This is a genomic window from Phaeobacter sp. JH20_34, assembly GCF_048056095.1.
In the GTDB taxonomy this organism is placed as follows: Bacteria; Pseudomonadota; Alphaproteobacteria; order Rhodobacterales; family Rhodobacteraceae; genus Phaeobacter; species Phaeobacter bryozoorum.
In genome coordinates, this window is record NZ_JAYMWT010000004.1 from 880,791 (window position 1) to 906,302 (window position 25,512).

The window sequence follows — 25,512 nt, forward strand, 5'->3', positions numbered from 1 at the left end:
GGGCTGGCGATCTGCTGCCAGCTGTTTGCGATATCATGCGTGGTTTGCTGACTGAGGTCGAGTATTTTGACCTACGTAGAACCACGCATAAAGCTATATCGCCCCCGCTTTGGCAAAGGGTTACCGCTAGGGGCGCATACTTAAGGTTTCGGCAGCAGAAATCAGCTGATCGGCGTAGCGCTGTTCCAGAACGGCACGGCTTACGTGAAAGGACGGTCCACCGACATTCAGCCCGTAGACCCGTGTCCCGTTCAGCGAGACAACCGGCACCGCGATACCGTTCACATCCTCGCGCCAATCGCCATAGCCGGTGCAAAAGCCCCGTGCCGCATATTCCTCCTGCGCGCGACCCAGACAATCCTGCCGCGCCTGTTTTCCCTCAGGGTCAAGCGCGTCGGCGATCTTCAGGCTCTCCGTCCGCTGATCGGGTGACATGCCGGCCAGAATGGCGCGGCCAACGGCCGAGAAAAACAACGGCAGACGCATCCCGACATGTGCCGCAAGCGAGACATCCTCGCGCGAGCGATGCACCGCGATATAGATGACGTCAGCATGATGTGCTTCGCCTAATGCGCTGGTAATATAGGAATTTTCTCCATTCCTCAGATCCCGCAGGATTTGCGAGGCACGGTCGCTGATATCCATTCCTGCCAGCACGCCATAGCCCAGACGCAGAACCCCTGCCCCCAACCGATACGTCCCCGACTGCGGATCCTGCACGAGGTAGCCCAATTGGCACAGGGTATAGGTCAGCCGCGATACGGTCGGCTTTGGCAGGCCTGTGCGGTCGGCCAGATCAGTGTTGGTCAGCTCCAGCTCATTGCGCCGAAACGCGCGCAGCACATCCAGCCCCCGCGCCAAGGCGGTGACAAAATTGCGGTCTTTCTCCGCATCCGCTGACGCTGTGTGGTTGCTGTCCATGCCCTGTCCCCTTGGCCGCTTGGCCTAGTCAAAACTACGCGTCAACGCGGCGAGCCCGGCGCGCGCAAACTCCGGCACAAATGCGCCCAGTCGCGCTGCATGTTCGGGGTTTGACGCATTGCCATCAAGCCCTCTTTTGCGCACACCCTGCAGGATCGCAGCCATCCGAAAGAAGCTGAAGGAGAGATAATAGCCAAAGTTATCAACTCCGGGCAAATCCCTGCGTTTACAATAGCTTGCAATAAAGGCTTTATCTGATGGCAGGCCAAGCTCGCGCCGGTCAAGCCCGGCCAGTCCGCGCCCCTCGCGGCCGGGTGGCATCTGCCACTGCATGATGACCCCGGCGAGATCTGCATAGGGGTGGCCGATCGTCGACAGCTCCCAGTCGAGCACCGCACGACAGTTGGTTCCCTCTGCAGCAAAGATCATATTGTCGATGCGGTAATCACCGTGCACCAATCCGCGCTGCCCATCATCCGCAGGCATCTGCGCATCCAGCGCGGCGATCAGATCATCCATTTCGGTAATGGTTTCAACCTCGCTGGCGCGATACTGCTTGCTCCACCGCGCCAGCTGACGCGTGAAGTAATTGCCCTCGGGCCCGTAGTCGGACAGACCGACAGCGGTGACATCAACCCCGTGTAGCGCCGCCAGCACGCGGCTCATTTCATCCATCACCGCGCCACGCTCGGTTGGCGACAGATCCGGCAGTGACGGGTCTGAGAAATTCCGCCCAACCACATGTTCCATCAGGTAAAAAGACGATCCGATGACGCTATCATCCTCGCAGAGATGATGCATCATGGCGACCGGCACATCGGTGTTGCGCAACGCGGTCTGAACACGAAACTCACGCTCGACCGCATGGGCGGATTTCAGCAGCACACCGGGTGGTTTACGTCGCAGCACATACTGCCCCGCATCGGTCGACAACAGATAGGTGGGATTGGACTGGCCGTTCTGGAATTTGCGGGCTGTGATCGGCCCGTCAAAGCCCGGCAGCCGTCCGCGCATGTAATGCTCGATAGCGCGCAAATCCAGCGCCGCTGCGCCTTGTTCACGATCAGAGCCGCTGCGGTCTTTGCCGTTTGAACTGCCGCGTACCATTATACGTCTCCGATTGTGGTAAACTCTGCCGCCAGCGCTCTGCCCGCGGCCTCGTAATCGGCGGCGATCTCCGCAACCAATGTGGCGACCGGCTGCACCTCTGTGACCGCCCCGATACCTTGACCGGATCCCCAGATCTCCTTCCAGGCCTTGGGCTTGGATGACCCACCGGCGAAATTCATCGCCGTCGCATCAGCGCTGGCCAGATTGTCGGGATCAAGCCCCGCCTTCTGAATGGAACCACGCAGGTAGTTACCAGAAACACCTGTAAACAATGAGGAATAGACGATATCATCGGCACTGCTGTCGACGATCATCTGCTTGTACGCCTGCTGCGCATTGGCTTCCTCAGTGGCGATAAAAGGTGACCCGGCATAGCCGAAATCGGCCCCCAGCGCCCGGGCCGCCAGCAGAGAGCGGCCATTGGCGATTGCTCCCGACAGCGCAAGGGGGCCGTGAAACCAGCTGCGGATTTCGCTGATCAGCGCCAGCGGCGACAGCTGCCCGGCATGGCCGCCTGCCCCGGCGGCAACCGCGATCAGACCATCTGCGCCCTTCTCGATGGCCTTATGGGCAAAGCGATTGTTGATCACATCATGCAGCACGATGCCGCCGCAATCGTGAGCCACCTCATTCACCTCTGGTCGCGCCCCCAGTGATGTGATCCACAGCGGCACCTTCCAGCGATGACAGATCTCAAGATCACGCTCCAGCCTGGTATTTGACCGGTGAACAATCTGATTGACCGCAAAGGGTGCCGCCGGATGATCCGGGTTGTCCTGGTTATGGCGGTCCAGTGCCTCGGTGATCTGTTTCAACCAGGCTTCCAGAAGCGGCGGCTCGCCCTCAGCCTCACGCGCGTTCAGCGCCGGGAAGGATCCAACGATTCCGGCCTTGCATTGGGCAATGACGAGGTCGGGCACGGATATGATGAACAGCGGCGCGCCAATCAACGGCAGCCCAAGCCCCTGCAGGGCTTTGGGCATAGGCTGCCCACCCTGGGTGAGGTGATTTTTCTTCATTTCCAGCCCCTTATCCAGCAGAATTCAGGCCGCTTTCCGGTTGGAAAACAGATCGTTTGCAGAGCAGAATTGCATTTCGCAAATTCATTGACAACGCAAGATCTGCACAGAAGACTTGACGTCACACCGGCCAGGGTTCGGCCACCATGACAGGATAATCACTCATGCATGCGATGCTCTCCACCGCTCCAGGCGGCCCCGAAACCCTGCAGTGGAGCGCACAGGACGATCCCGTCCCCGGCCCCAGGGATGTGCTTGTGGCGATCCATGCCGCCAGTGTGAACTATCCTGATACTCTGATGATACAGGATCTCTATCAGATCAAACCACCGCGTCCCTTTGCACCGGGCGGTGAAATCGCGGGCGAGGTTATCGCCCTTGGCAAGGACGTCGATAATCTGAACATCGGCGACCGGGTTCTGGCGCTGACGGGATATGGCGGGTTTGCCACCCATATCTGCGTCCCTGCCGCCAGCGCCATCAAGATTCCCGATCAGATGCCCTATCTCGATGCGGCTGGTTTTGTCTTTACCTACGGCACATCTCATCACGCGCTGAAGGAACGGGCACAGCTGCAACCGGGAGAGACCGTGCTGGTGCTGGGCGCCGCTGGCGGGGTTGGCTCTGCCGCAATCGAACTCGCCAAGGCCGCAGGGGCGCGTGTCATCGCTGCGGTGTCCTCCGCCGAGAAGGCGGCCTTCTGCGAGGAGATCGGCGCGGATGCGACGGTGATCTACGGCCATGCGCCCGACAAGGAGGACCAGATTGCCTTTGGAAAGAACCTCAAGGCGATGGCGGGGAAAACCGGGATCGATGTGGTCTATGATGCGGTCGGCGGCCCCTATGCCGAACCGGCGCTTCGCGCGATGGCTTGGCAGGGCCGCTATCTGGTTGTCGGTTTTGCCGCCGGCATCGCAAAAATGCCGATGAACCTGCCACTCCTGAAAGGATGCCAGATCGTCGGCGTATTCTGGGGCGCCGCCGTTCAGCGGGCGCCAGAGCAGCATCGCACCAATGTCGGTGAGCTGTTTGAGCTTTATTGCAAAGGTGACATTCGACCACGCATCCACGCGCAGTATCCGATGACCGAAGCCGCTGCTGCCCTGACAGAAATGCAAAACAGAAGCGTTCTGGGCAAGATCATCCTGACAAACACGCCAGATTGACACTGCTCGTCTAGAGGACAACGTTAGCGATAGCTCGCTTGCATATTATTCTAAAATATATATCAATATGAGCGAATTACGGCGGAGCGGCCGCAGCGCTGATGGGCTGGCCAACCGATCCTGCGCCTGTCACTTGGGCCAGCCAACGACCCGCCGGCAGGGCTGGAGACTGGCGACCATCCCGGCGAGCCCGCTCCTCGGCAAATGTCCTCTATTGGGCGGAAGACGGGCAATCGGGGCATCACAGAGTTATTGGATATCGACATGCACAACATCCTGGTTTTGAACGGCCCCAACCTGAACCTGTTGGGAACGCGCCAGCCTGAGGTTTACGGGCATGAAACGCTGGCGATGGTTGAACAACGCTGCATCGACCATGGCGCGTCACTTGGGCTTTCGGTGACGTGCGAGCAGTCCAATCACGAAGGCGCGCTGCTTGATGCGCTGCACGGGGCCCGCGGCAGCTACGCCGGGATCATCCTCAATGCAGGCGCCTATACCCATACCTCCATCGCGCTGATGGATGCGATTTTTTCCATCGCCCTGCCGGTGGTTGAAGTTCACCTGTCAAACATCCATGCACGCGAGGAATTTCGCCATCGCTCCTATATCGCGCGCGCCGCGCTTGGACAGATCTGCGGATTTGGGTCACAGGGCTATCTGATTGCACTTGATGCGCTCAACAGCCATTTGAATCAGGAAAAACCGGGATGAAGCTGCGTGCCTACATAGACTTTCTATGCGGGGCGCGGACGCTTGAGGAGCTTTGGCTGGAACACGTCAAACAGATGCAGGCCTTTCGTTTTGACCGGCTGATCTACGGCTATACGCGTCACAAGACCAAAACCTCGCTCGGTGACCCCGAAGATTTCGTGATCCTGTCCAATCACTGCACCGAATATGTGAAAGGCTTCGTAAACTCCGGCCTCTATTTCGACGCGCCGATGTTGCAATGGGCGCTGAACAACGAAGGGGCCGGCAGCTGGCGCATGGTGCAGGAGCAGATGGCAAATCAATGCCTGACACCACAGGCGCAGAAAGTGATCGATTTCAATACGGCTATGGGGGTAAAGGCGGGCTACACCGTCAGCTTCTATTCGGCTTCTCAACGGTTCAAGGGCGCGATATCTTTGGCGGCGGAGGAAACCCTCAGCCAGGATGAGGTCGATGAGATCTGGGCAACGCATGGGCATGATATCGTTCTGATGAACAATGTCGCGCATCTGAAGATCCTCACGATGCCTTATGACCCCCCAAACCGCAGCCTGACAAAACGCCAGAGAGAAGCGTTGGAATGGGTTGGTGACGGCAAGACCACTCAGGATATAGCGGTTCTTATGGGGCTGACGCCTGCGACCGTTGAAAAACACCTGCGCCTGGCACGCGAGGCACTGGCCGTTGAGACAACAGCCCATGCGGTACTCAAAGCGGCACTTCACAATCAGATGTATATTATGGAGAACTGATAATCCCTATAATATATATTGGATATTACAGCTGATATTCAGAGAGTTTCTTCCAATTTTCGCAATCTATCTGAAATTGGGTATGGAATTCATTACTTCCCTAATAGGAGAACTACAGGCACACTTACCATGTTCCGTGAGTGGGGCTTTGGCCTGGGACGGCGCAGGGCATGACCCTTGGGATTGCAAGGCTCTCTAACCTGTCCGGTAGCTGCGCGTATTGTTCCGCGCCAGCGCCGGGATATTCTGAGGGGCTTGTTGCGGCCATTCGATGTCTTTCCTGACATGGGCGCGCGACAGGCCCCTCACCCTCTTCCGACGGTATGACTGCCAATATGATATGCGCCATGGGCTTTGCCATCTGGGCGCTGCTGACGCGCCCTGCCCCTGATCGCCGCGCCTTTCACATTGCGTTGTCACAAAGGAAAAGGCCGACGAAACGCGTTCGTCGGCCTTTAATTGTCTTACGATCGGGCGTTAGCCCGCGTCGGGCTTAGCCCTGGGCTGCCTTAGCAACCTCAGCTGCGAAGTCTTCTTTTTCGACTTCGATGCCTTCGCCGACTTCCAGACGCACGAAACCGGTGATGGTGGCGCCTGCTTCCTTGGCCGCTTCTTCAACGGTCAGGTCAGGGTTCACAACGAACTGCTGGTTCAGCAGGGTCGATTCAGCCACGAATTTCTTCATGCGGCCGACGATCATCTTCTCGATCACCTGCTCCGGCTTGCCGGATTCGCGGGCGATGTCCATCTGGACCTGCTTTTCTTTCTCAACAACAGAGGCGTCCAGCTCCGCTTCGCTCAGCGCGGCGGGGTTCACAGCTGCGATGTGCATCGCAATCTGCTTGCCGATCGCTTCGTCGCCGCCGTTCATGGCAACCAATACGCCGATCTTGCCCATGCCTGCGGTCGCAGCGTTGTGCACATAGGACACAACGGTTTCACCTTCGAGGGAGGCCATACGGCGCACGGCCATGTTCTCACCGATGGTGGCGATCTTGTCGGTCAGGGTTTCGGCAACGGTTTTGCCGCCCATGTCCGCTGCCAGCAGCGCGTCGACATCGGCTGCGTTCACTGCGGTCTTGGCAATGCCGGACACCATTTCCTGGAACTCGGCGTTTTTGCCGACAAAGTCGGTTTCCGAGTTCACTTCGACGGCAACACCTTTGTTGCCTTCGACGACCACGGCGACCAGGCCTTCTGCGGCGGTACGGCCGGATTTCTTGGCCGCTTTTGCCAGACCCTTGGTGCGCAGCCAGTCAACGGCGGCTTCCATGTCGCCATTGGTTTCGGTCAGCGCCTTCTTGGCGTCCATCATGCCTGCGCCGGTGCTGTCGCGCAGTTCCTTAACCATGGATGCAGTAATTGCCATCTTAGGCTCTCCTCAATTCAAAAACGGATATGGGGCAGGTGATAGCCTGCCCCGCATGTCAACTCCGTGACAGGACGGATCAGGCGTCAGCGGCGGCGTCTTCAGCAACGGCTTCTTCTGCCGGTGCCTCTTCCAGGGCGCCAAGATCAACGCCTGCGGCGCCGAGCTGTGCGGACATGCCGTCCAGAGCAGCGCGGGCAACCAGATCGCAGTAGAGAGCGATGGCGCGGGCCGCGTCGTCGTTGCCGGGGATGATGTAGTCAACACCATCGGGCGAGCAGTTGGTGTCGACGATGGCCACAACCGGGATACCCAGCTTGTTGGCTTCGGCGATGGCCAGCGCTTCTTTTTTCACGTCGATGACGAACAGCAGGTCAGGAACGCCACCCATCTCGCGGATACCACCGAGCGAGGCTTCCAGCTTCAGCTGGTCACGCTCCATGCCCAGACGCTCTTTCTTGGTCAGGCCTTCGGCGCCGGACGCCATTTTCTCGTCGATTTCCTTCAGGCGGTTGATCGACTGGGAAACCGTTTTCCAGTTGGTCAGCGTGCCACCGAGCCAGCGGTGGTTCATGAAGTACTGAGCGGATTTCTCAGCTGCGTCTGCGATCGGCTGAGCCGCCTGACGCTTGGTGCCGACGAACAGGATCCGGCCGCCCTTGGCGACGGTGTCGCGGACAGCGTTCAGAGCTGCGTCCAGCATGGGAACGGTCTGGGTCAGGTCCAGAATGTGGATGCCGTTGCGTGCGCCATAGATGAAGGGCGACATGCGCGGGTTCCAGCGCTGGGTTTGGTGACCAAAGTGTACGCCTGCCTCAAGCAGCTGACGCATGGAGAACTCGGGAAGAGCCATGTATCTTTTCCTTTTCCGGTTTCGTGCCTCGGCGGGGGTCTCAGAGCGGATGCTCCAACCGGCGGTCTGCCAGGGATGTCTCCCCCGGTCAGGCCAATCCCCACCTGCGGATTGAATGGCGCGCGTATATGCCAGCGCTGAAGGATGCGCAAGGGCAAAAGATATATCCGCGCCCTGCCCCGGCCATTTCAGCGCGCGCCCTGCCCAATGCGCTGCCAAAGCGCGGTATGTCCGGCGCTGACCTCGGCTTCGCAGGCGGTCGCAAGGGCCTTGCGATCGGCGAAATCGGACACCCGCAGCGGAGTATGATAGTGCAGCACCACCTCGCCCTGACGCAGCGACGCCATTGTCTTCAGCAGATGTGAGCCGAAATCCATGTCTCCCCACCAACCATAAAACCGCGGATCCTCTCCATTTGGCGGGTAGAACACCACCGAAACCGGCTGGATCGAGATCATATCGCGCAGCTCGGGGTGAAAGAACGCCGCAAAAAGCGTTGTCTTGAACGGCAGCACCCGCAGCCCGTCGGTCGATGTCCCTTCGGGAAAGAACAGCAGCTTGTGCCCCAGCAGCAGGCGCTGCAGGAACAATGCCGTCTGTCGGCGCGCTTCCCTTGCGTCGCGTTTGATGAACACCGTGCCCGTGGCCCTTGCCAGCCAGCCAATACCCGGCCATGAGGCAACCTCCGCCTTGGAGACGAAATAGATCCGCTTGCGGGCGTTCAGAGCAAAAATATCCAGCCATGACGTATGGTTGGCGACCACTGCGCCGCGTTGCGTCATCAATGAGCCTTCAGTGCGGAACCCGATGCCCAGAATACGAAAGGCATTGCGGCAGACATATTGCGTGATGAACGGCGTCACCGGCCGGCTGAGACCACAAAGCGGCCGTTCGATCAGGCGCACCAGCAGCAGCACCAGCAAGCCGCCAAAGACCAGCGTGCCCAGACATAGGCCGCGACCGAGGATCAACACCCATCCAATGGCGCTGATCTTGATCGGAGGCGGCGCGTCCTCTCCCTCCCAGGTGGTCATGGCTCGCTGCGCCCTGCCTCGTAGATCCGTCGCTGACGCGCGTTCATGCGTGCAGTGTCCAGCACAAGACAGATATCGGTGGTGTTGAAATCATGGTCGATATAGGCGCCATCGCCCACGCAGCCGCCAAGCCGCAGGTAGGCCTTGATCAGCGCCGGCGTGTCCAGCATGGCGCGGCGACGGTCCAGATCGCCTGCCGGGATCAGGTCCATGGATTGGTAGCTGCGCGAAACCGGCCGCAGATCTTCCGACGCGAGATGGTTGTGGTGCAGTGATGACAGCGCATTGGCCAGCGGCGCAACCTCCGTCCCATGAAAACTGGCAACGCCAAACAGCACCTCGATCTCATGCTCAGCCACATAGGCTGAAAGCGCGGACCACAGGTGAAACATCGCGGTTCCGCCCCGATAGTCCGGGTGCAGGCAGGAACGCCCCAATTCCAAAAGCTTACGACCCGAAGCTTTCAGTTTAGAGAGGTCATATTCATCCTCGGAATAGAACTGCCCGGCCAAAAGCGCCTGATCGCCACGCAGCACCCGGTAGACGCCAACCACCGCATCGCGCGTCTGGTCCCAGAGCAACAGATGGTCGAAAAACGCATCGAAACGATCCTGCTCCAGCCCTGCCTCGTGATCCACCAGCGCGCCGCCCCCGCCAAGCTCACTGACAAAAACGTCGTATCTGAGCGCCTGCGCCGCGCGTAAATCCGCCGATGTCTGTGCCAGTTTGACCTGAAATGCAGGAGAACTGCCGCCCATGAGCTTGCTCATCAATGGTTTGCCTTGCGTGCAGCTAGCCTATAAGGCACGGCATGTGCAAGTTTCGTTCAAATTGGTGAACAGGCGTTAACCGTTCATCAACGCTTATGACGGATCAAAGACTGGAATAAGGGCCACCTGCGCGCTGTTGAACACCACCTTGCCCTGATCGGGAAAGTTAACGGTGATCTTGCCGGCGGCGTTGGACTGGACCTGCCCCGTCCCCCATTCCGGGTGGTTGGGGTGGGTCACGAACATGCCAGGGGCAAGTATAGCGTTGAGGTCGTTCATGCGTGATGGCCCACTTCGGAGGAAAGATATGTCAGTAGATAACGCTAATCTCGCGGCTTTGATAGGGTCGCGTATCTGTCATGACCTGATCAGCCCGATCGGCGCGATCAACAACGGGCTCGAACTGCTTGGAATGTCTGGGGATATGTCCGGCCCCGAGCTGGAGCTGATCTCCGACAGCGTGGCCAATGCCAACGCCCGTATCCGGTTCTTCCGGATTGCCTTTGGCGCAGCCAGCGAACAGCAGATCAGCCGCGCCGAAGTGGTGTCGGTCCTGGAAGACATCGGCAAGGGCGGGCGGCTGAAATATCAATGGGCGCCGCAGGAGGCCTCGAGCAGGACCGAGGTGCGTCTCGCCTTTCTTGCCGCTTTGTGCCTCGAAACCGGCCTGCCCTATGGCGGCACGGTCAAGATCCTCTGCGCGGATGGCAAATGGACCGTCATCGGCGAAGGCAGCAAGCTGAATATCGACGATGATCTGTGGGCGCGCGTCAGCGGCGGCACCTCTTCGGCAACAGTGACCCCGGCGCTGGTCCAATTCGCCATGCTGCCCGAAGCGGCGAAGGATCTGGGGCGCACCGTGCGCGTGGAACAGACATTGGAGCGGGTGACGATCCACTTCTAACCCGCATCAGGCGACCGAAATATAAAAGCGCTGCAATCACTTGCAGCGCTTTTTTTATGTCAGATGGGTTGGATGCTGTCAGCTGCGGACCGCACCGTTCCCGCGCACCAGATATTTGAAGCTGGTCAGCTGCGCCGCGCCCACGGGGCCCCGCGCGTGCATCTTCCCGGTTGCAATACCGATCTCGGCCCCCATGCCAAATTCACCACCATCCGCAAACTGGGTTGAGGCATTGTGCATCAGGATCGCGCTGTCCAGCTCAGCAAAGAACTGCGCAACGGCGCCGTCATCCTCGGTGATGATACAATCGGTGTGCTGCGAATGATGCGCGCGGATATGGGCGATGGCCGCGTCCAGATCCTGGACCTGTCTGGCGGCAATGATCGCATCCAGATATTCGCAGCCCCAATCGGCTTCGGTTGCCTCTGTCATGCCATCCGGGCCCGGCAGACCAGCCTCGGCGCGGATTTCCACACCGGCGGCGGCCAGCGCGGTCAGCACGTCGCGCCCAATCGTATCCGCGATATCCCGGTGGATGAGTAAGCATTCCGCAGCGCCACAGATGCCGGTGCGGCGCGTCTTGGCATTCAGCACGATCTCCAACGCCTTTTGCGGATCTGCAGCCTTGTCGAGGTAAATATGCACGATCCCCTCCAAATGCGCAAAGACCGGCACTCGGGCCTCGCGCTGGACAAGACCGACCAACCCCTTGCCACCACGCGGAACAATCACATCGACCGTATCGGTCATCGTCAGCAGTTCCTGCACCGCTGCACGGTCGCGCGTCGGGACCAGCTGGACCGCATCCTCCGGCAGATCGGCGCTGCGCAGACCCGCAACAAGGCAGGCGTGGATGGCCTGGCTCGAGTGAAAACTCTCCGAGCCACCGCGCAGGATCACCGCATTCCCCGACTTCAGGCAGAGCGCGCCGGCATCGGCGGTGACATTCGGGCGACTTTCGTAGATGACACCGATCACGCCAAGCGGTGTGCGAACACGCTGGATCTGAAGCCCAGAGGGTTGCGACCATTCCGCCAGCACTTCTCCCACCCGATCGGCCTGTGCTGCGACCGCCCGCAGACCGGAGACAATTCCGGCAATCCGGTCTTCATCCAGCGCCAGACGGTCCATCATCGCAGGCGAAAGCCCCTTGGTGCGGCCGAAATCGAGATCCTTGGCATTGGCGGACAATATCTCTGCCCGCTTGTCCCAAACCGCATCAGCAGCGGCATTCAGCGCGGCGGTTTTGCATTCGGCACTGGCAACAGCCAGTTTTGCGGCGGCTTGCTTTGCACGTTTGCCGATGTCAGCCATCAGCGCAGCAATATCTTGCGTCTCATTCATCACTGGAAACCTTTTGTGGACCCACTTTGACACATCTGGTGGTCAGGCGGGGTCAGCCCTAACATAGATCACGGTTACAGCGCCATATCATCGCGGTGGATGACGGCCGCGCGCCCCGCATACCCAAGGATCGCTTCAATCTCGGCCGACTGGCGTCCCTGAATGGCGGCAGCTTCCTCAGCCGTGTACCGGCTGAGCCCCTGCCCCAGTTTCCGCCCGTCTGGGCCAAGGATGGCCAGCGGATCGCCGCGGCCGAAGTCTCCTTCGATATGTCGGATGCCCGCGGGCAGCAGGCTCTTGCCGCGACCTAGCGCCCGTGCGGCGCCTTCGTCGATGGTGATCACGCCGCGGGTTTTCATCGCTGCAATCCAGCGTTTACGCGCCACCTGCGGATCACCCTGTGCCGAGAACCACGTGGACGGCGCACCGTCTTCCAGCAATTTCAGAGGGTTGTGTCGCGACCCTTCAGTGATTGCCATGGCGCAGCCAGCCGCTGTCGCCATCTTGGCGGCCAGCAATTTGGTGATCATTCCGCCCTTGGAGAGGCCAGAGACGCCATCCCCGGCCATCGCCTCGATCTCGGCTGTGATGTGATCAATCCGGTCATAACGCTGCGCAGTCGGGTCCAGCACCGGATTGGCGCTGTAAAAACCGTCAACGTCCGACAGCAGGATCAGCGCATCAGCTCCGACGGTCACCGCAACCTGCGCCGCCAGTCGATCGTTGTCGCCATAGCGGATCTCATCGGTGGCAATGGTGTCGTTTTCATTGACGATGGGCACCACGCCAAGGCCGATCAACGTCTCCAGCGTCGCACGAGAATTCAGGTAGCGACGGCGATCGGTGCTGTCTTCGAGTGTCACCAACACCTGCCCGGTCGTGATCTCATGCGGGGCAAGCGCCTCCTCATAGGCGCGCGCGAGACGGATCTGGCCGACCGCCGCTGCCGCCTGCGATTGCTCCAGCGGCAGCTCCCGCGCGGCAAGATCGAGCACGCGACGCCCCAGGGCGATGGATCCCGAGGATACAAGGATCACGTCCTTGCCCATGGATTTCAGCCAGGCAACATCCTCTGCCAAGGCCCGCAACCAATCCGCCCGCAATGCGCCGCTGTTCCGGTCCACCAGCAGGGCGGACCCGATCTTGACGACAATACGCCGGGCGTCGGTCAGGGTTGCCACGTGCCCTGCTCCCCCTGAGGTTTCTGGCGCAGACGATCTTCGTCGATCTGCGTACGCATGGCACGGAGCACCTCGTTCAGCCCCTCCCGGCTGACGCCGGACATCATGAAGACGGGACCGCCGACGGCGGCTTCCAGCTCGGCTTTGGCCTCCGCGCGTTCCTCATCATCAAGGGAGTCGACCTTGTTCAGCGCAGTGATGCGCGGCTTGTCCGCCAGCTCGCCGCCATAGGCCTCCAGCTCATTGATGATGGTCTGGTAATCCTCCGCGACGGTTTCCGATGTCCCATCCACCAAATGCAGCAGAACGGCACAGCGCTCAACATGGCCAAGGAAGCGGTCACCGATCCCGCGCCCCTCATGGGCGCCTGCGATCAGACCGGGGATATCGGCCACAACGAACTCAACCCCGTCGATGCCAACAACGCCGAGATTCGGATGCAGCGTTGTAAACGGGTAGTCCGCGATTTTTGGCCGGGCGTTGGATGTCGCCGAGAGAAAGGTTGATTTGCCGGCGTTGGGCAGGCCCAACAGGCCGACGTCCGCGATCAGTTTCAGCCGCAGCCAGATGGTCCGCTCAATCCCGTCCTGACCGGAGTTGGCCCGGCGCGGCGCCTGATTTGTCGCGCTTTTGAAATGCAGGTTGCCAAAGCCGCCATTGCCGCCTTTGGCCAGGAGAAAACGCTCACCGACCTCCGTCAGATCCGCAAGAACGGTTTCCTGATCCTCATCCATGATCTCCGTGCCAACCGGCACGCGCAGCACGATATCATCGCCATCCTTGCCGGTGCGCTGGCGCCCCATGCCGGATTGGCCGTTCTTGGCAAAAAAGTGCTGCTGATAGCGGAAATCAATCAGCGTATTCAGCCCCTCGGTCACCTCGACCCAGACTGACCCGCCACGGCCGCCGTCGCCGCCGTCGGGGCCGCCATATTCCATAAATTTTTCACGGCGAAAGCTGACGCAGCCGTTCCCGCCCGCGCCGGAGCGAATGTAGACTTTGGCCAGATCGAGGAATTTCATGTCAGCTCCTTGCTGATGACCTGCCGCCACAGGCGGAAGGAAGATGGGTCGTGCCGCCGCTGTCGGGGGCTGTTGCCCCGACTTAACGCAAAGCGCGCGGCGCGCCAATCACAGTTTTCTGCTGTAGGTCCAGGTTGGCACCGTCGCATCGCGAGCGACCGAGAATGTTTCGGCGTCACCGAGATATTCAAAGCCACAATGGGTCAGGACACGCGCCGAGGCGGGGTTGTCCTGAAAAGCGCTGGCAAACATCGCGCTGCACCCTTGCGGATTGGTCTCAACCAGAGCCCGCAGCGCCTCGGAGGCCAGCCCATTGTTCCAGAACACCGGCGCAATCCAATAGCCGACCTCGCTCTGGTCACGGTCAAGCCGCTTGAGGCTGATGATACCTTTCAGTTCTTCGCCACCATCTGCGGTGCCGTCGATGGCCCAGACATCTTCTTCGCGCTCTTCGTCGGTTGCGCGGGCAACAAATGCCTCGATCGCGCCGGGCGGCAGCGGGTGCGGAATGGCGGTGGTCATGCGGGCGACACGTTCGTCGCTCACGTAATGGGCAATCAGCCCCTCGTCGGATTTACGCAGCGGGCGCAGGACAAAACGTCCCGCATCGATCACAGGCTGTTCTGCTCTTTTATGATCCAAACTCATGCCCTCGCTCCTCTCGAAGAATACAAAACCGACCATCTGGCCGGGTAAACCTAGTGGGCCTTAACAAACTGACGCGCTCTGCCATACAGCAAAGCCGTTTAGAACTGGTTAGGGTTTGCGCCCCCGGGAAAATAAAAAGGGACCGGCGGTGTCGCCGATCCCCTGATTGTGTCTCACCTTTCAGGTTCGGCTTATTCAGCGGCCTCCGCCACTGGCAGAACCGAAATAAAGGTGCGGCCCTTGAGGCCCTTGTGGAAGGTCACAGCACCGTCGGTGGTCGCAAAGATTGTGTGATCTTTGCCCAGACCTACGCCTTCACCCGGCCAGAACTTGGTGCCGCGCTGACGAACGATGATGTTGCCAGAGATGGCCGACTGACCACCGTAGAGTTTCACGCCAAGGCGGCGACCGGCTGAGTCGCGGCCGTTACGTGAGGAACCACCAGCTTTCTTATGTGCCATTGTCTATCTCCTTAGCCTTTAGCCAATTCTTTGGCCTGCTCAACCCATTCGGGTTTCACTTTGACCGCGTCGATAGCAGCAATGTCAGCATCCGACAAGGCCGCGATCTGGGCAAAGCTGGTCAGACCGGCTTCTTCCAGTTTCTTGGCAGCAGCCGGACCAACACCGGTCAGCGCAGTCAGGTCGTCGCCCGATGCAGCCGGAGCGGCTTTCTTGGCAGCAGGCGCAGCTTTGGCAGCAGGAGCAGAGCCCTGGCCGCTGGCAGCTTTCACGCCGGACTTGTCAGCGCCGGAGGCCAGGATCTCAGTGATCTTGACCAGGGTCAGCTTCTGACGGTGGCCCTTGGTGCGCTTGGAGGAGTGCTTACGACGGCGCTTCACAAAGTGAATGACCTTCTCGCCTTTGATCTGGTCGATGACTTCGGCCTGAACCGCAGCACCATCCACAAAGGGCGCACCCACAACCGGTGCATCACCACCGAGCATCAGAATGTCGTTGAACTGGATTGTTTCGCCAGCATCAGCAGCCAATTTTTCCACGCGCAGCATATCGCCGGCCTGAACTTTGTACTGCTTGCCGCCGGTTTTGAGGACCGCAAACATATGCGTCTTTCCTTTTCTACCCGCGTCCTACGGTCCCGGATGTATCCTGCGATACGGTCGGTGTTTCGGCCCGTGGGCCACCTCGAACAGCGCGCCCCCTGAGGGCGTATGACAAATAAACCCCGGCACAGGGAATCCGGGCCGGGATGCGGGCTTATGCGGCGAATTGAGCAGCGTGTCAACCCTGCGCTGCCCCTACGCCAGTGGCCAGTGTCGCGCCGTGTTTTGCAGGGATGTTTCACACTTCGGGCGCGGATTGCCCCTTACAGATCCTGCGCCGGTTCAAGCCCCTTCAGACGATAGGCCAGAAGTTCAAAGCGGTTGGCGGTGATCTCGAATGTAACCGCATTCAGCAGCTCATAGACCCGCTGCATCAACGGATGCTCCAGCGCGGCGATATATTGCTCCAGTTCTGCGTCGCTGAACCCCTGATAGGTATAGGCATTGGCTGCCAGATTGGCCGCCTGCATCGCCATCCGCGTCGACGCCTGCTGCTCCTTCATCAATGCACGCAGCCCATCTGCATCGAGCTGCAGGTCAATCACCCCAGCCGCGCTGGCAGCCATCAGGAAGCGGAACTGGATCTCCTGCACCGCCTTCACCCCGGTGCCATCGGAATCCAGCGCCAGCCCCATGCGCTGAAACAGATGCGGGCGATCACTGCCGTCCGCCACCAGATCGGAGATAATGCGCATGCCCGCCTGCTGCTTGGTTTCGTCATCCTCCACCATGTGAGACGCGTTCTCCGCTTTCACCAGACGTGCGCCCAACGGGCTGGCGTAGAACTCCGCCGCATGGGACAGCGCGTCCTCCTCAAGCGTTTCCTCCAGAATGCCAAGGGCGATCTCGCGCATTTCCCTGCGGTCAAAGACATCCTGCGACAGCTCTACCCAGGCTGCGCCAAAATCACCGGCATCAACACCCAGCATACCCGGTGCCATCTCAGCCGAGAGTGCGATACTGTCCAGCGCGACGTCAAAACCAGTTGTTTCAAGGAACGCGACAACCCGGTCACGATCCGCTGCCTGCGCGCCGGAGAATGCAAATAACGATGCAAGAACAAGGCCCAAGAGCGGTCGCATCAGAAGTTTTCGGAGGGGTGAAAGCTGTTTCATACCACGAAATCTAAGGGTTTTATCGCGCGAGACAATGAAAATTCCGATTTCCTGCAGAAAGCGCAAAATCCCCCCTTGCGCGCCCAAGCTTTCCACTTTAAACGGCCCTCACCCCCCGCGGAGAGGTGCCGGAGTGGTCGAACGGGGCGGTCTCGAAAACCGTTGTTCCTTCACGGGAACCCAGGGTTCGAATCCCTGTCTCTCCGCCATTGTTCCCCTGAAATTCATGAAGCCGATAATTTCTAAGGGGATAGTGCAGTTCTTACAGGATAACCCCGCATGGATTGGCCCTCGACCAATGCCTCCCAGGGGGTGGTACGTAGATATGCCGGTCGGTCACCATCAAAACACCACAGCACGATCGAGGAGCGTTAATCCGCCCATCATAACGGGTTCTTAAGAATTTTATATAAAAACAAGGGAGAGCAAGGGCAGGAGTTGCGTTGTGACCGTTGCATTCCCAAAGGGATTTGACAGCCCGATATACAATCGCGCTGTCTTGCTGATGAGAAACGGCGAATTTTCAGAGGCTGAAACACTGATGCGCAGTTCGATTGAATGCGAGGGTCAGACAGCACTCAGCTATCACTATCTTGCGGAAGTTGTTGCTTCCCAATCCGGGCGCATTCAAGACGCGATCAAGCTGCAGAGGAAAGCCCTATCGCTTGCGCCGACAAATTCGGTTTTCATAGCCGCACTTGGGTCACGCTTGAAAGATGGCGGGTTTGACCGGGATGCGCTTGAAATGCTGGAGGTCGCCCTTTCTATCGACGCAAACAGCCCTATTGCACTGCCGTTGGTCATGCGGCTTCGAAGACAATTTCTATCTTGGGAAGATAATAAGCAAGAGGCGTCCACAATTCTGAGGATTATACAGAACGGTCACGCCTTCGATCCTCTGGCGCTGCTCGCCTATATTGATAACCCACAGAGCCAGCTAACAAATGCCTATGCGCGGGCACCGCACTCTGCGGGCAAGACGGTGCCACCGCATCAACCAGGCGATAAAATACGAATTGGCTACTTCTCCAGCGACTTCCATGAACATGCAACGATGCATCTATTCGAAGGAGCGCTCAAAGCCCATAATCGCGATCAATTCCAGTTCTTTGTCTACGATATCAAGCCGCGCGAACGGTCGCGGCAAAATAGGTTCATACGGGAATTTGCCGATATATATCGGGATGTATCACGGCTGACAGCTGAAGAAATCGCTCAGCTGGCGATTGATGATAACGTCGACGTCGCGGTTGATCTGAAAGGCGACACCGCCGATGCAAAGCAAGAGATATTCGCAGTCCGGGCCGCACCGGCTCAGGTGTCATTCCTAGGCTTTCCAGGGACATCTGGAATGGCCACGATGGACTATATGATCGCAGATAACATCACAGTACCCGAAGAAGACGAACAATTTTACAGTGAAGACATCGTTAGAATGCCGACCTGTTACCAGCCTAACAGCAATTGCCGCTATGTTCCAAAGCCTGAAAACAGCCGGTCACGCTATGGTCTTCCAGACGACAAGTTCGTCTTTGCAAATTTGAACAACACCTACAAAGTTGGCCCTCGCGAGTTCTCGGCCTGGATGAAAGTCCTGAAACGTGCTCCAGATTCAGTTTTGCTATTCTACACCGGTAAGGAAGACAACTCTGCCGCTATTTTCGACAAAGCGCGCGCTCTTGGTGTCAGCCCCGAGCGGATAATACCTTGTACGGTGTTACCTCAGTCGGAACATCTGGACAGGATTTCACAGGTCGATCTTTGTCTTGATTGCTTCAGCTACAATGCTCACACAACTGCGTCTGATGCGCTCTGGGCAGGTGTTCCAATCCTTACTATCTACGGAAAACAGTTTTCCGCGCGGGTAGCGACAAGCATACTAAATGCCGCAGGTCTTCCAGAACTATCTGTGAAGTCAGAAAAACACTTCATCGACAAGGCCGTTAGCCTGGCACAAGACCCAGAGGAAATGCACCGGCTCAAGAGGCACCTTAGTGAAAACCGCTACGCACTCCCGCTATTCGACACCAAGGGTTGGACAAAAGACTTCGAAGAGGTTCTTCGAACGATTTATGAGGCATCACTGAACACACCCGTAACGTGAGGTTCACGATCCGGCTCTGATACAAAAGGTAGGATCGTGCGGGAGATATCAACACACATAGACTTCGATGTATCACCCGGCCCAGGACCGGGCGGATCAACTGCTACGGCTACATTAGAAAATCGAAATCTCTATGTCAGTCAGACCACCAGATCGCTGTTAGGCAAATAGATCGTGGGCCAGTTCCAGGGCGTCGATCAGCACGTCGACCTCGTCCTTGGTGTTATACATGGCAAAGGACGCACGACAGGTCGCCGCAACGCCGAGGTGATCCATCAGCGGTCCGGCGCAATGTTGTCCTGCGCGTACCGCGACACCCTTCTTGTCGAGAATGGTCGAGATGTCATGTGCATGTGCCGCGCCTTCCAGGGTGAAGCTGAAAATAGCAGCCTTGTCAGCGGCTTGACCTTGGATATTGACCCAGTTCAGACCGTTCAGCCGTTCGCTGGCATAGGCGGTGATCGCCGCCTCATGGGCTGCGATATTCTCCATGCCGATAGCCATCATGTAATCCAGCGCAACACCCAGTCCGATCATCTGTACGATGCCGGGCGTGCCGGCCTCGAATTTCATCGGAGCGTCATTGTAGATCACCTGATCGCGGGCAACCTCCTTGATCATGTCGCCGCCACCCATGAAGGGGCGCATTTCAGCCATGCGCTCCGGGCGAATGTAGATGGCACCGGAGGAGGACGGCCCGTAGAGCTTATGACCGGTAATCGCATAGAAATCACAGCCCATATCCTGCACATCCACGGGCAGATGAACCGCCCCCTGCGAGCCATCAACCAGAACCGCAACGCCGCGCTGGCGGGCCTCATGGCAGATGGTTTTCACATCAACGATGGTGCCCAACACATTGGAACATTGGGTAACAGCAATAAGCTTTGTCTTTGGACCGATGGCGTCCAGCACGGCCTGCGGATCGAGGCTTCCGTCGGCTGCTGTCTCCACCCATTTCAGAACCACGCCCTGACGTTCACGCAGGAAATGCCAGGGAACGATATTTGCGTGATGCTCCATCACGCTGAGAATGATCTCATCCCCGGCCTGAAGCTGCGGCATGGCCCAGCCGTAGGCGATCGTGTTGATCCCCTCCGTGGTCCCTGAGTTCATGACGATGGTATTTTCGTCGCCCGCATTCAGGAACCTTGCAATGGTGCCCCGAACGCTTTCGTATTTCTCGGTCGCTAGATTAGAAAGATAATGCAACCCTCTGTGAACGTTTGAGTATTCCTCAGAATAGGCGCGCGTAATTGCGTCAATTACAACCTGGGGCTTCTGTGCAGATGCGCCATTGTCCAGATAGGTCAGCGGTTTGCCATTCACCTGACGAGACAGGATGGGAAAATCGGCGCGGATTTTTTGGACGTCATACATGGTCGGGAAGCCCCAGTAGTGCCGGGGCCTGCGCCCCCAAAAGCAGAGAGAGAAGAATGACGATCAAAACCGCCGACATCAGAACCGAGCCGATGGCCCGCCAGATGGATGTAAACTGATGCGCTTCCTTGATAAACAGCAGAAAGATTGCCAGCATCATGAAATTCGCGAGCAAGGCGATCAAGGATGCCGCCAGCGGCAGCACCAGATGCAGCAGCATCACTGCCACCAAAAGCGCGATCTGTACGGCATTCAGCCAGACATTGACCGCCAGAATATCGCTGAACTCCGCCTTGCCGCCAATCCAGCGACCGGTCCAGGTCAGAAGCGCCGTCACGGCCAGATGCAGCGCAAAAACCGCACCAGCATAGTACAGGGGTTGAATGGCGGCCAGTACCGCGATGTTGCCCGGAAGGATCAGATCGGCGAGCTGAAGGATCATCGTGTTGACAACCGCCGTCAACAGCAAGGCAAGAACAAGCACCCGGCGCGGCCAGTCAACAGACAGAAGAACCCGCGCCGCCGCTGTGGGAGCGCTGAAGGTAAGGCCCGCAAGTGACTGATAAGGGATCATTCTTTGCCCCAATACGCCTGAACCATCCCGCTGCCCCAGAACCACAGGAACAGCACAAACCACAGCCCACCAACCAGATTTAGCTCCAGCCCCGGGCCGATGAATCCCGCGACAAGCCCGTTCAAAAGCATCAGCGGACCAGCCGCGAGGAACGCCCAGAACAAGGCCAGACGTGCCTGCGCGCTGTCGCCAGAGCCGCCAAAGATCCGCGCGACGCCATGCGCCAGAAAGGCCACCCCGTAGAGGAGCAGCGGCGCAATGAAGATCAGCGCCAGCAGCGAGCCGCCCAGCAGCATGTTCAGCTCCTGCCCGCTCAGATGCGCCTCACGAGCCCGAGCTGGCATCTGAGCAATGAACGCCAGAGCGCAGCCGGCCATGAGCATGGCCAGCAGCCGATCTTCACGCAACCCCATGGCAAGACGCCGCGCATAAACCCTGCGCGGCCCCCTGTAGGTGGCAACGATGTCCTGACTGACGGACATCAGCGGCGCCGGGCCAGCCAGCCTTCCAGCCGGTCCACAACGCTTGCCGCAATATCGGCGTCTTCGATCTCCTCAACTGCTTCAGCAAGGAAGGCAAGGGTCATGAGATCGGTTGCTTCAGCCTGAGGAATGCCGCGCGACCGCAGGTAGAACAGGCCCTCCTCGTCAATTGCGCCTGAGGTGGAGCCATGTGAACAGGCCACGTCATCGGCGTAGATTTCCAGCTCGGGTTTGGCCAGAAACTGGCTGTCGTCATCCAGCAGAAGAGACTGAGAAATCTGATATCCATCAGTCTTTTGCGCGCCCTCTTTGACAAGGATCTTGCCCTGGAAAACACCGGTTGCCCCGTTGCGCAGAACCTTCTTGAAAACCTGGCGGCTCTCACAGTTCACCGCATCATGGGTGATGAAGACGGTGTCATCGTGGTGGAAATCACCATCACCGACACAGGCGCCTGCGATATGCGCGACCGCATCATCGCCGGTCAGTTCAATCACCGCCTCATTGCGCGTCAGCACGCCGTTTACAGTGAGGGTGAATGCCTTGAACACGGATTCAGTACCGAGGCGTGCAAACAGATGCGTTGCAGCCCGGCGCTCATGATCACGCCCCTGCGCCCGCACCAGATGCAGAGACCCGCCGTCGGCAACGTCGATTTCCATACATTTGTTGAACCGAGATGCAGCCGGGCCGTTTTCCAGAATGGTCGCTGATGCCCCGCTTTCAACACGGATCACGTGATGCAGGATGGCGTCTGACTCTTCTGCCGCGTGACGGTAGATCAGATTGACCGGTTTGGACGGGCTGCCGGTCACACGGATGGCGACACCATCGCTGGCAAATGCGGTGTTCAGCGCCGCCAGAGGGCGGGCAACAGGCGTCTGTCCGCGCGCTTCAAGAACGCCGTACAAGTCCTTGGCCCAATGGATATCTTTGTCACAGATATCGGCGATGCGATCAATGCTGATGCCCTCCAGCGACAGATCGTCAGAGGCATCGGCATCAAAGACACCGTCAACGAACACGATCTTGATGCGATCAAATTCGTTGAACATCGGTGCTTCGCCAGCATCAAAAACTGCGGCCTTTGGTGCCACGGCGGCGGTCAGCGTGTCCGGGCGGGTGTATTTCCAGTATTCATCGCGGCGGTTCGGCAGGCCCAGTGTCTGAACCCGCGACAACGCCGCATGGCGCGCCTCCGCCAGACAGCCCCCCTCCGGCATGGTCAGCGCCGCCAACCGTGCCTCGGTTTCGCTTTGTTTTCTTTCAGGAGCGGCCATTTACACACCCTCTGCCAGAATATCGGCATACCCGTTGTTTTCGACTTCCAGCGCCAGCTCGGGACCGCCGGTTTTTACGATGCGGCCGTCTGCCATGATGTGAACGACGTCGGGTTTGATGTGGTCCAGCAGGCGCTGGTAATGGGTGATCACCAAGAAGCCGCGGCCTTCGTCGCGCAGGGCGTTCACACCTTCGGCAACCAGTTTCATCGCATCGACATCCAGACCGGAATCGGTCTCATCGAGGATGCACATCTTTGGCTCAAGCATCGCCATCTGTAGGATTTCGTTACGCTTTTTCTCGCCGCCGGAGAAGCCGACGTTGACCGGGCGCTTCAGCATATCGGCGTCGATTTTCAGGGTCTTTGCCTTGGCCCGCACTTCCTTCAGAAAGTCGGAGGCGCTCAGCTCGTCTTCGCCACGCGCCTTGCGCTGCGCGTTTACGGCAGTGCGCAGGAAGGTCATATTGCCGACACCTGGGATCTCGACCGGGTATTGGAACGCGAGGAACACACCTGCGGCGGCGCGCTCTTCCGGCTCCATGTCCAGCAGATCTTCGCCAGCCAGCGTCGCCGCCCCGTCGGTGACCTCATAGCCATCGCGACCGGACAGCACATAAGAGAGGGTCGATTTGCCAGAGCCGTTCGGCCCCATGATGGCATGTACCTTGCCAGCCTCAACGGTCAGGTTGACACCTTTGAGGATCTGTTTGTCCTCTTCTTCAAGTTTGACGTGCAGGTTTTTGATTTCGAGCATTTTTTCCTCGTTTATATCTCTTCGGAGCATCGCCCCGGTTGTTTCTGTGCCCCGAAGGGCGAATTCCTTAGCCGATCACTACGGCTGTTCCACTGGCAGAGACCATCAACATGGACTGGCCTACCACCTCGTAATCGAGGTCGACGCCGACAACCGCATTTGCCCCCTTGGCCCGGGCGCGGTCCTCCAACTCTGCCAGCGCGGTCTCGCGCGCGTCCTGCAGCTTGCTTTCATAGGCACCGGAGCGGCCGCCGACGATGTCTGTGATCGAGGCAAAGACATCGCGCACCACATTGGCGCCCATGATCGCCTCGCCCACCACGATGCCCTTGTATTCGGCGATCTGGTAGCCTTCGACGGAGTTGGTGGTTGTGATGATCATTTTATTGTTTCCTCGCGATGATGCCCAAGGGCCTGCCATTACCCGACAGACCCTTCCAGCGAGATCGCAACCAGCTGCTGCGCTTCCATGGCGAACTCCATCGGCAGCGCCTGCAGCACGTCCTTGCAGAAGCCGTTCACCACCAGGGCCACGGCCTCTTCCTCGTCCATGCCGCGCTGGCGGCAGTAGAACAGCTGGTCGTCATCCACCTTGGAGGTGGTCGCCTCATGCTCCACGCGGGAGGAGTTGTTCTTGACCTCGATATAGGGAACCGTGTGCGCCCCGCATTTGTCACCGATTAGCAAGCTGTCGCACTGGGTGTAGTTGCGCGAGTTCTTCGCCTTCGGGTGCATCGACACCAGCCCGCGATAGGTGTTCTGCGCCTTGCCGGCAGAGATCCCCTTGGACACGATGCGGGATTTCGTGTTTTTGCCCAGATGGATCATCTTGGTGCCGGTATCGGCCTGCTGCATGTTGTTGGCGATGGCGATCGAGTAGAATTCGCCCTGGCTTTCCTCGCCGCGCAGAATGCATGAGGGGTATTTCCAGGTCACGGCAGAACCGGTTTCCACCTGGGTCCACATCACCTTGGCACGGTCGCCGCGGCAGTCGGCGCGTTTGGTCACGAAGTTGTAGATGCCACCCTTGCCGTTCTCATCACCGGGATACCAGTTCTGGACGGTGGAATATTTCACCTCGGCGTCTTCTTCGATGATGATCTCCACGACGGCTGCGTGCAGCTGCGCGATATCTCGGGCCGGTGCAGTACAGCCTTCCAAGTAGCTGACATAGCTGCCTTTATCGGCAATGATCAGGGTGCGCTCGAACTGACCGGTGTTTTCCGCGTTGATGCGGAAATAGGTCGACAGTTCCATCGGGCAGCGCACACCCGGCGGCACATAGACAAAGGAGCCGTCAGAGAATACCGCGGAGTTCAGCGTGGCATAGAAGTTATCGGAGACCGGAACCACGGTGCCGAGGTATTTCTTTACCAGCTCAGGGTGTTCGCGGATCGCTTCGGAGATCGAGCAGAAGATGACGCCTGCCTTTTTCAGTTCGGCCTGGAAGGTGGTGCCGACCGAAACGGAGTCGAACACCGCGTCAACTGCGACCTTGCGACCTTCGGCGGGCATGTTTTCAGCCCCCTCGACGCCTGCAAGGATCATCTGTTCTTTCAAAGGGATACCGAGCTTTTCGTAGGTAGCGAGCAGTTTTGGGTCGACCTCATCCAGCGATTTCGGCTTCACCTCCATCGATTTCGGACGGGCATAGTAATACTGGTCCTGGAAATCGATTTCCGGGTAATCCACCATGGCCCAGGTCGGCTCTTCCTTCTGAAGCCAGCGATCATAGGCCTCAAGCCGCCAGTTCAGCATCCATTCCGGCTCCTCGTTCTTTTCCGAGATCAGCCGCACGATATCGGTGGTCAGGCCCTTGGGCGCGTATTCCATCTCGATATCGGTTTCCCAACCGTATTTATAGGCGCCGCCCACCTCGCGGACCGCATCGACCGTTTCCTGGTCAACGCCTTCTTTTACCTGAACATCATCCAATGCTGTCATGGTCATC

The 25,512-nt window shown here is 58.8% G+C and carries 27 protein-coding genes and 1 tRNA gene; 6 read left to right on the forward strand and 22 right to left on the reverse strand.

The window, feature by feature from the left end; translation table 11 throughout:
• Positions 1 to 126: 126 nt before the first annotated feature.
• The 3 genes from VWZ81_RS05760 to VWZ81_RS05770 all read right to left on the reverse strand — a co-directional run bounded on the left by VWZ81_RS05760 (position 127) and on the right by VWZ81_RS05770 (position 3,014).
• On the reverse strand, positions 127 to 921 hold the full coding sequence (locus tag VWZ81_RS05760) for an IclR family transcriptional regulator (protein WP_340545568.1): 795 nt from the start codon (positions 919 to 921) through the stop codon (positions 127 to 129).
• Positions 922 to 945: 24 nt separating this feature from the next.
• Positions 946 to 1,935: a phosphotransferase family protein gene (locus tag VWZ81_RS05765; RefSeq protein ID WP_416542455.1), complete on the reverse strand. Its 990-nt coding sequence runs from the start codon at positions 1,933 to 1,935 to the stop codon at positions 946 to 948.
• 92 nt (positions 1,936 to 2,027) lie between these two features.
• Positions 2,028 to 3,014, reverse strand: a complete 987-nt coding sequence (locus VWZ81_RS05770; protein ID WP_416538748.1) for an NAD(P)H-dependent flavin oxidoreductase — start codon at positions 3,012 to 3,014, stop codon at positions 2,028 to 2,030.
• A 200-nt stretch (positions 3,015 to 3,214) separates the two neighbouring features.
• Between VWZ81_RS05770 and VWZ81_RS05775 the strand changes: the two genes are divergently transcribed.
• The 3 genes from VWZ81_RS05775 to VWZ81_RS05785 all read left to right on the forward strand — a co-directional run bounded on the left by VWZ81_RS05775 (position 3,215) and on the right by VWZ81_RS05785 (position 5,682).
• A complete protein-coding gene (locus tag VWZ81_RS05775; protein WP_416534940.1) occupies positions 3,215 to 4,216 on the forward strand; it encodes an NADPH:quinone oxidoreductase family protein in 1,002 nt (333 codons plus the stop codon).
• A gap of 264 nt (positions 4,217 to 4,480) precedes the next feature.
• On the forward strand, positions 4,481 to 4,930 hold the full coding sequence (aroQ, locus tag VWZ81_RS05780; RefSeq protein WP_416542296.1) for a type II 3-dehydroquinate dehydratase: 450 nt from the start codon (positions 4,481 to 4,483) through the stop codon (positions 4,928 to 4,930).
• Positions 4,927 to 5,682, forward strand: coding sequence for a helix-turn-helix transcriptional regulator (locus VWZ81_RS05785; protein WP_416534941.1), 756 nt, complete (start codon positions 4,927 to 4,929; stop codon positions 5,680 to 5,682). The genes aroQ and VWZ81_RS05785 overlap by 4 nt, the downstream gene beginning before the upstream one ends.
• 493 nt (positions 5,683 to 6,175) lie before the next feature.
• Here the strand turns inward: VWZ81_RS05785 and tsf are convergent, their stop codons facing one another.
• The 5 genes from tsf to VWZ81_RS05810 form a co-directional block, all read right to left on the reverse strand.
• Positions 6,176 to 7,051: a translation elongation factor Ts gene (gene tsf / locus VWZ81_RS05790; RefSeq protein ID WP_340545563.1), complete on the reverse strand. Its 876-nt coding sequence runs from the start codon at positions 7,049 to 7,051 to the stop codon at positions 6,176 to 6,178.
• Between the two features lie 79 nt (positions 7,052 to 7,130).
• A complete protein-coding gene (rpsB, locus tag VWZ81_RS05795; protein WP_340545562.1) occupies positions 7,131 to 7,904 on the reverse strand; it encodes a 30S ribosomal protein S2 in 774 nt (257 codons plus the stop codon).
• 188 nt (positions 7,905 to 8,092) lie between these two features.
• The gene (locus VWZ81_RS05800) at positions 8,093 to 8,938 is read right to left on the reverse strand and encodes a lysophospholipid acyltransferase family protein (protein WP_416542297.1); all 846 of its coding nucleotides are present in this window, start codon (positions 8,936 to 8,938) and stop codon (positions 8,093 to 8,095) included.
• Positions 8,935 to 9,696, reverse strand: coding sequence for a GNAT family N-acetyltransferase (locus VWZ81_RS05805; protein ID WP_416542456.1), 762 nt, complete (start codon positions 9,694 to 9,696; stop codon positions 8,935 to 8,937). The genes VWZ81_RS05800 and VWZ81_RS05805 overlap by 4 nt, the downstream gene beginning before the upstream one ends.
• A gap of 105 nt (positions 9,697 to 9,801) precedes the next feature.
• Positions 9,802 to 9,987, reverse strand: coding sequence for a DUF3553 domain-containing protein (locus tag VWZ81_RS05810; RefSeq protein WP_061049281.1), 186 nt, complete (start codon positions 9,985 to 9,987; stop codon positions 9,802 to 9,804).
• A 28-nt stretch (positions 9,988 to 10,015) separates the two neighbouring features.
• Here VWZ81_RS05810 and VWZ81_RS05815 point away from each other — a divergent pair, with 28 nt between their 5' ends.
• Positions 10,016 to 10,612 (forward strand): histidine phosphotransferase family protein, encoded by a 597-nt coding sequence (locus VWZ81_RS05815; protein ID WP_340545560.1) that lies wholly within the window; start codon positions 10,016 to 10,018, stop codon positions 10,610 to 10,612.
• 78 nt (positions 10,613 to 10,690) lie between these two features.
• Here the strand turns inward: VWZ81_RS05815 and VWZ81_RS05820 are convergent, their stop codons facing one another.
• The 7 genes from VWZ81_RS05820 to VWZ81_RS05850 form a co-directional block, all read right to left on the reverse strand.
• Positions 10,691 to 11,956 carry a glutamate-5-semialdehyde dehydrogenase gene (locus tag VWZ81_RS05820; protein ID WP_416542298.1) on the reverse strand — a complete coding sequence of 422 codons (1,266 nt, stop codon included), beginning with the start codon at positions 11,954 to 11,956 and terminating at the stop codon, positions 10,691 to 10,693.
• 74 nt (positions 11,957 to 12,030) lie between these two features.
• On the reverse strand, positions 12,031 to 13,137 hold the full coding sequence (gene proB / locus VWZ81_RS05825) for a glutamate 5-kinase (RefSeq protein ID WP_340545558.1): 1,107 nt from the start codon (positions 13,135 to 13,137) through the stop codon (positions 12,031 to 12,033).
• Entirely contained in the window at positions 13,125 to 14,159 is a 1,035-nt protein-coding gene (gene obgE / locus VWZ81_RS05830; protein ID WP_340545557.1) for a GTPase ObgE, read from the reverse strand. Before obgE ends, proB begins: the two co-directional genes overlap by 13 nt.
• A gap of 108 nt (positions 14,160 to 14,267) precedes the next feature.
• Positions 14,268 to 14,807 (reverse strand): GNAT family N-acetyltransferase, encoded by a 540-nt coding sequence (locus VWZ81_RS05835; RefSeq protein ID WP_340545556.1) that lies wholly within the window; start codon positions 14,805 to 14,807, stop codon positions 14,268 to 14,270.
• A 191-nt stretch (positions 14,808 to 14,998) separates the two neighbouring features.
• Positions 14,999 to 15,268, reverse strand: a complete 270-nt coding sequence (gene rpmA, locus VWZ81_RS05840; RefSeq protein ID WP_340545555.1) for a 50S ribosomal protein L27 — start codon at positions 15,266 to 15,268, stop codon at positions 14,999 to 15,001.
• An 11-nt stretch (positions 15,269 to 15,279) separates the two neighbouring features.
• Positions 15,280 to 15,870, reverse strand: a complete 591-nt coding sequence (locus VWZ81_RS05845) for a 50S ribosomal protein L21 (protein WP_340545554.1) — start codon at positions 15,868 to 15,870, stop codon at positions 15,280 to 15,282.
• A gap of 263 nt (positions 15,871 to 16,133) precedes the next feature.
• Complete coding sequence (locus tag VWZ81_RS05850) at positions 16,134 to 16,952, reverse strand: DUF2059 domain-containing protein (protein WP_416542299.1); 819 nt, start codon at positions 16,950 to 16,952, stop codon at positions 16,134 to 16,136.
• 152 nt (positions 16,953 to 17,104) lie between these two features.
• Here VWZ81_RS05850 and VWZ81_RS05855 point away from each other — a divergent pair.
• A tRNA-Ser gene (locus VWZ81_RS05855) sits at positions 17,105 to 17,194 on the forward strand.
• 236 nt (positions 17,195 to 17,430) lie between these two features.
• Complete coding sequence (locus VWZ81_RS05860; RefSeq protein WP_416540182.1) at positions 17,431 to 19,089, forward strand: UDP-N-acetylglucosamine-peptide N-acetylglucosaminyltransferase; 1,659 nt, start codon at positions 17,431 to 17,433, stop codon at positions 19,087 to 19,089.
• A gap of 159 nt (positions 19,090 to 19,248) precedes the next feature.
• Here VWZ81_RS05860 and VWZ81_RS05865 read toward each other — a convergent pair whose 3' ends face one another.
• The 7 genes from VWZ81_RS05865 to sufB form a co-directional block, all read right to left on the reverse strand.
• Positions 19,249 to 20,469, reverse strand: coding sequence for a cysteine desulfurase (locus tag VWZ81_RS05865; protein ID WP_416540183.1), 1,221 nt, complete (start codon positions 20,467 to 20,469; stop codon positions 19,249 to 19,251).
• Complete coding sequence (locus VWZ81_RS05870) at positions 20,462 to 21,043, reverse strand: YIP1 family protein (protein ID WP_340545551.1); 582 nt, start codon at positions 21,041 to 21,043, stop codon at positions 20,462 to 20,464. The genes VWZ81_RS05865 and VWZ81_RS05870 overlap by 8 nt, the downstream gene beginning before the upstream one ends.
• Positions 21,040 to 21,525, reverse strand: coding sequence for a YIP1 family protein (locus tag VWZ81_RS05875; RefSeq protein WP_340545550.1), 486 nt, complete (start codon positions 21,523 to 21,525; stop codon positions 21,040 to 21,042). The genes VWZ81_RS05870 and VWZ81_RS05875 overlap by 4 nt, the downstream gene beginning before the upstream one ends.
• A complete protein-coding gene (sufD, locus tag VWZ81_RS05880) occupies positions 21,525 to 22,805 on the reverse strand; it encodes a Fe-S cluster assembly protein SufD (protein ID WP_416542300.1) in 1,281 nt (426 codons plus the stop codon). Before sufD ends, VWZ81_RS05875 begins: the two co-directional genes overlap by 1 nt.
• On the reverse strand, positions 22,806 to 23,561 hold the full coding sequence (gene sufC / locus VWZ81_RS05885) for a Fe-S cluster assembly ATPase SufC (protein WP_340545548.1): 756 nt from the start codon (positions 23,559 to 23,561) through the stop codon (positions 22,806 to 22,808). It abuts the gene before it with no gap.
• A 67-nt stretch (positions 23,562 to 23,628) separates the two neighbouring features.
• A complete protein-coding gene (locus tag VWZ81_RS05890; RefSeq protein ID WP_340545547.1) occupies positions 23,629 to 23,943 on the reverse strand; it encodes a YbjQ family protein in 315 nt (104 codons plus the stop codon).
• A 38-nt stretch (positions 23,944 to 23,981) separates the two neighbouring features.
• The gene (sufB, locus tag VWZ81_RS05895) at positions 23,982 to 25,505 is read right to left on the reverse strand and encodes a Fe-S cluster assembly protein SufB (RefSeq protein ID WP_340545546.1); all 1,524 of its coding nucleotides are present in this window, start codon (positions 25,503 to 25,505) and stop codon (positions 23,982 to 23,984) included.
• Positions 25,506 to 25,512 lie beyond the last annotated feature (7 nt).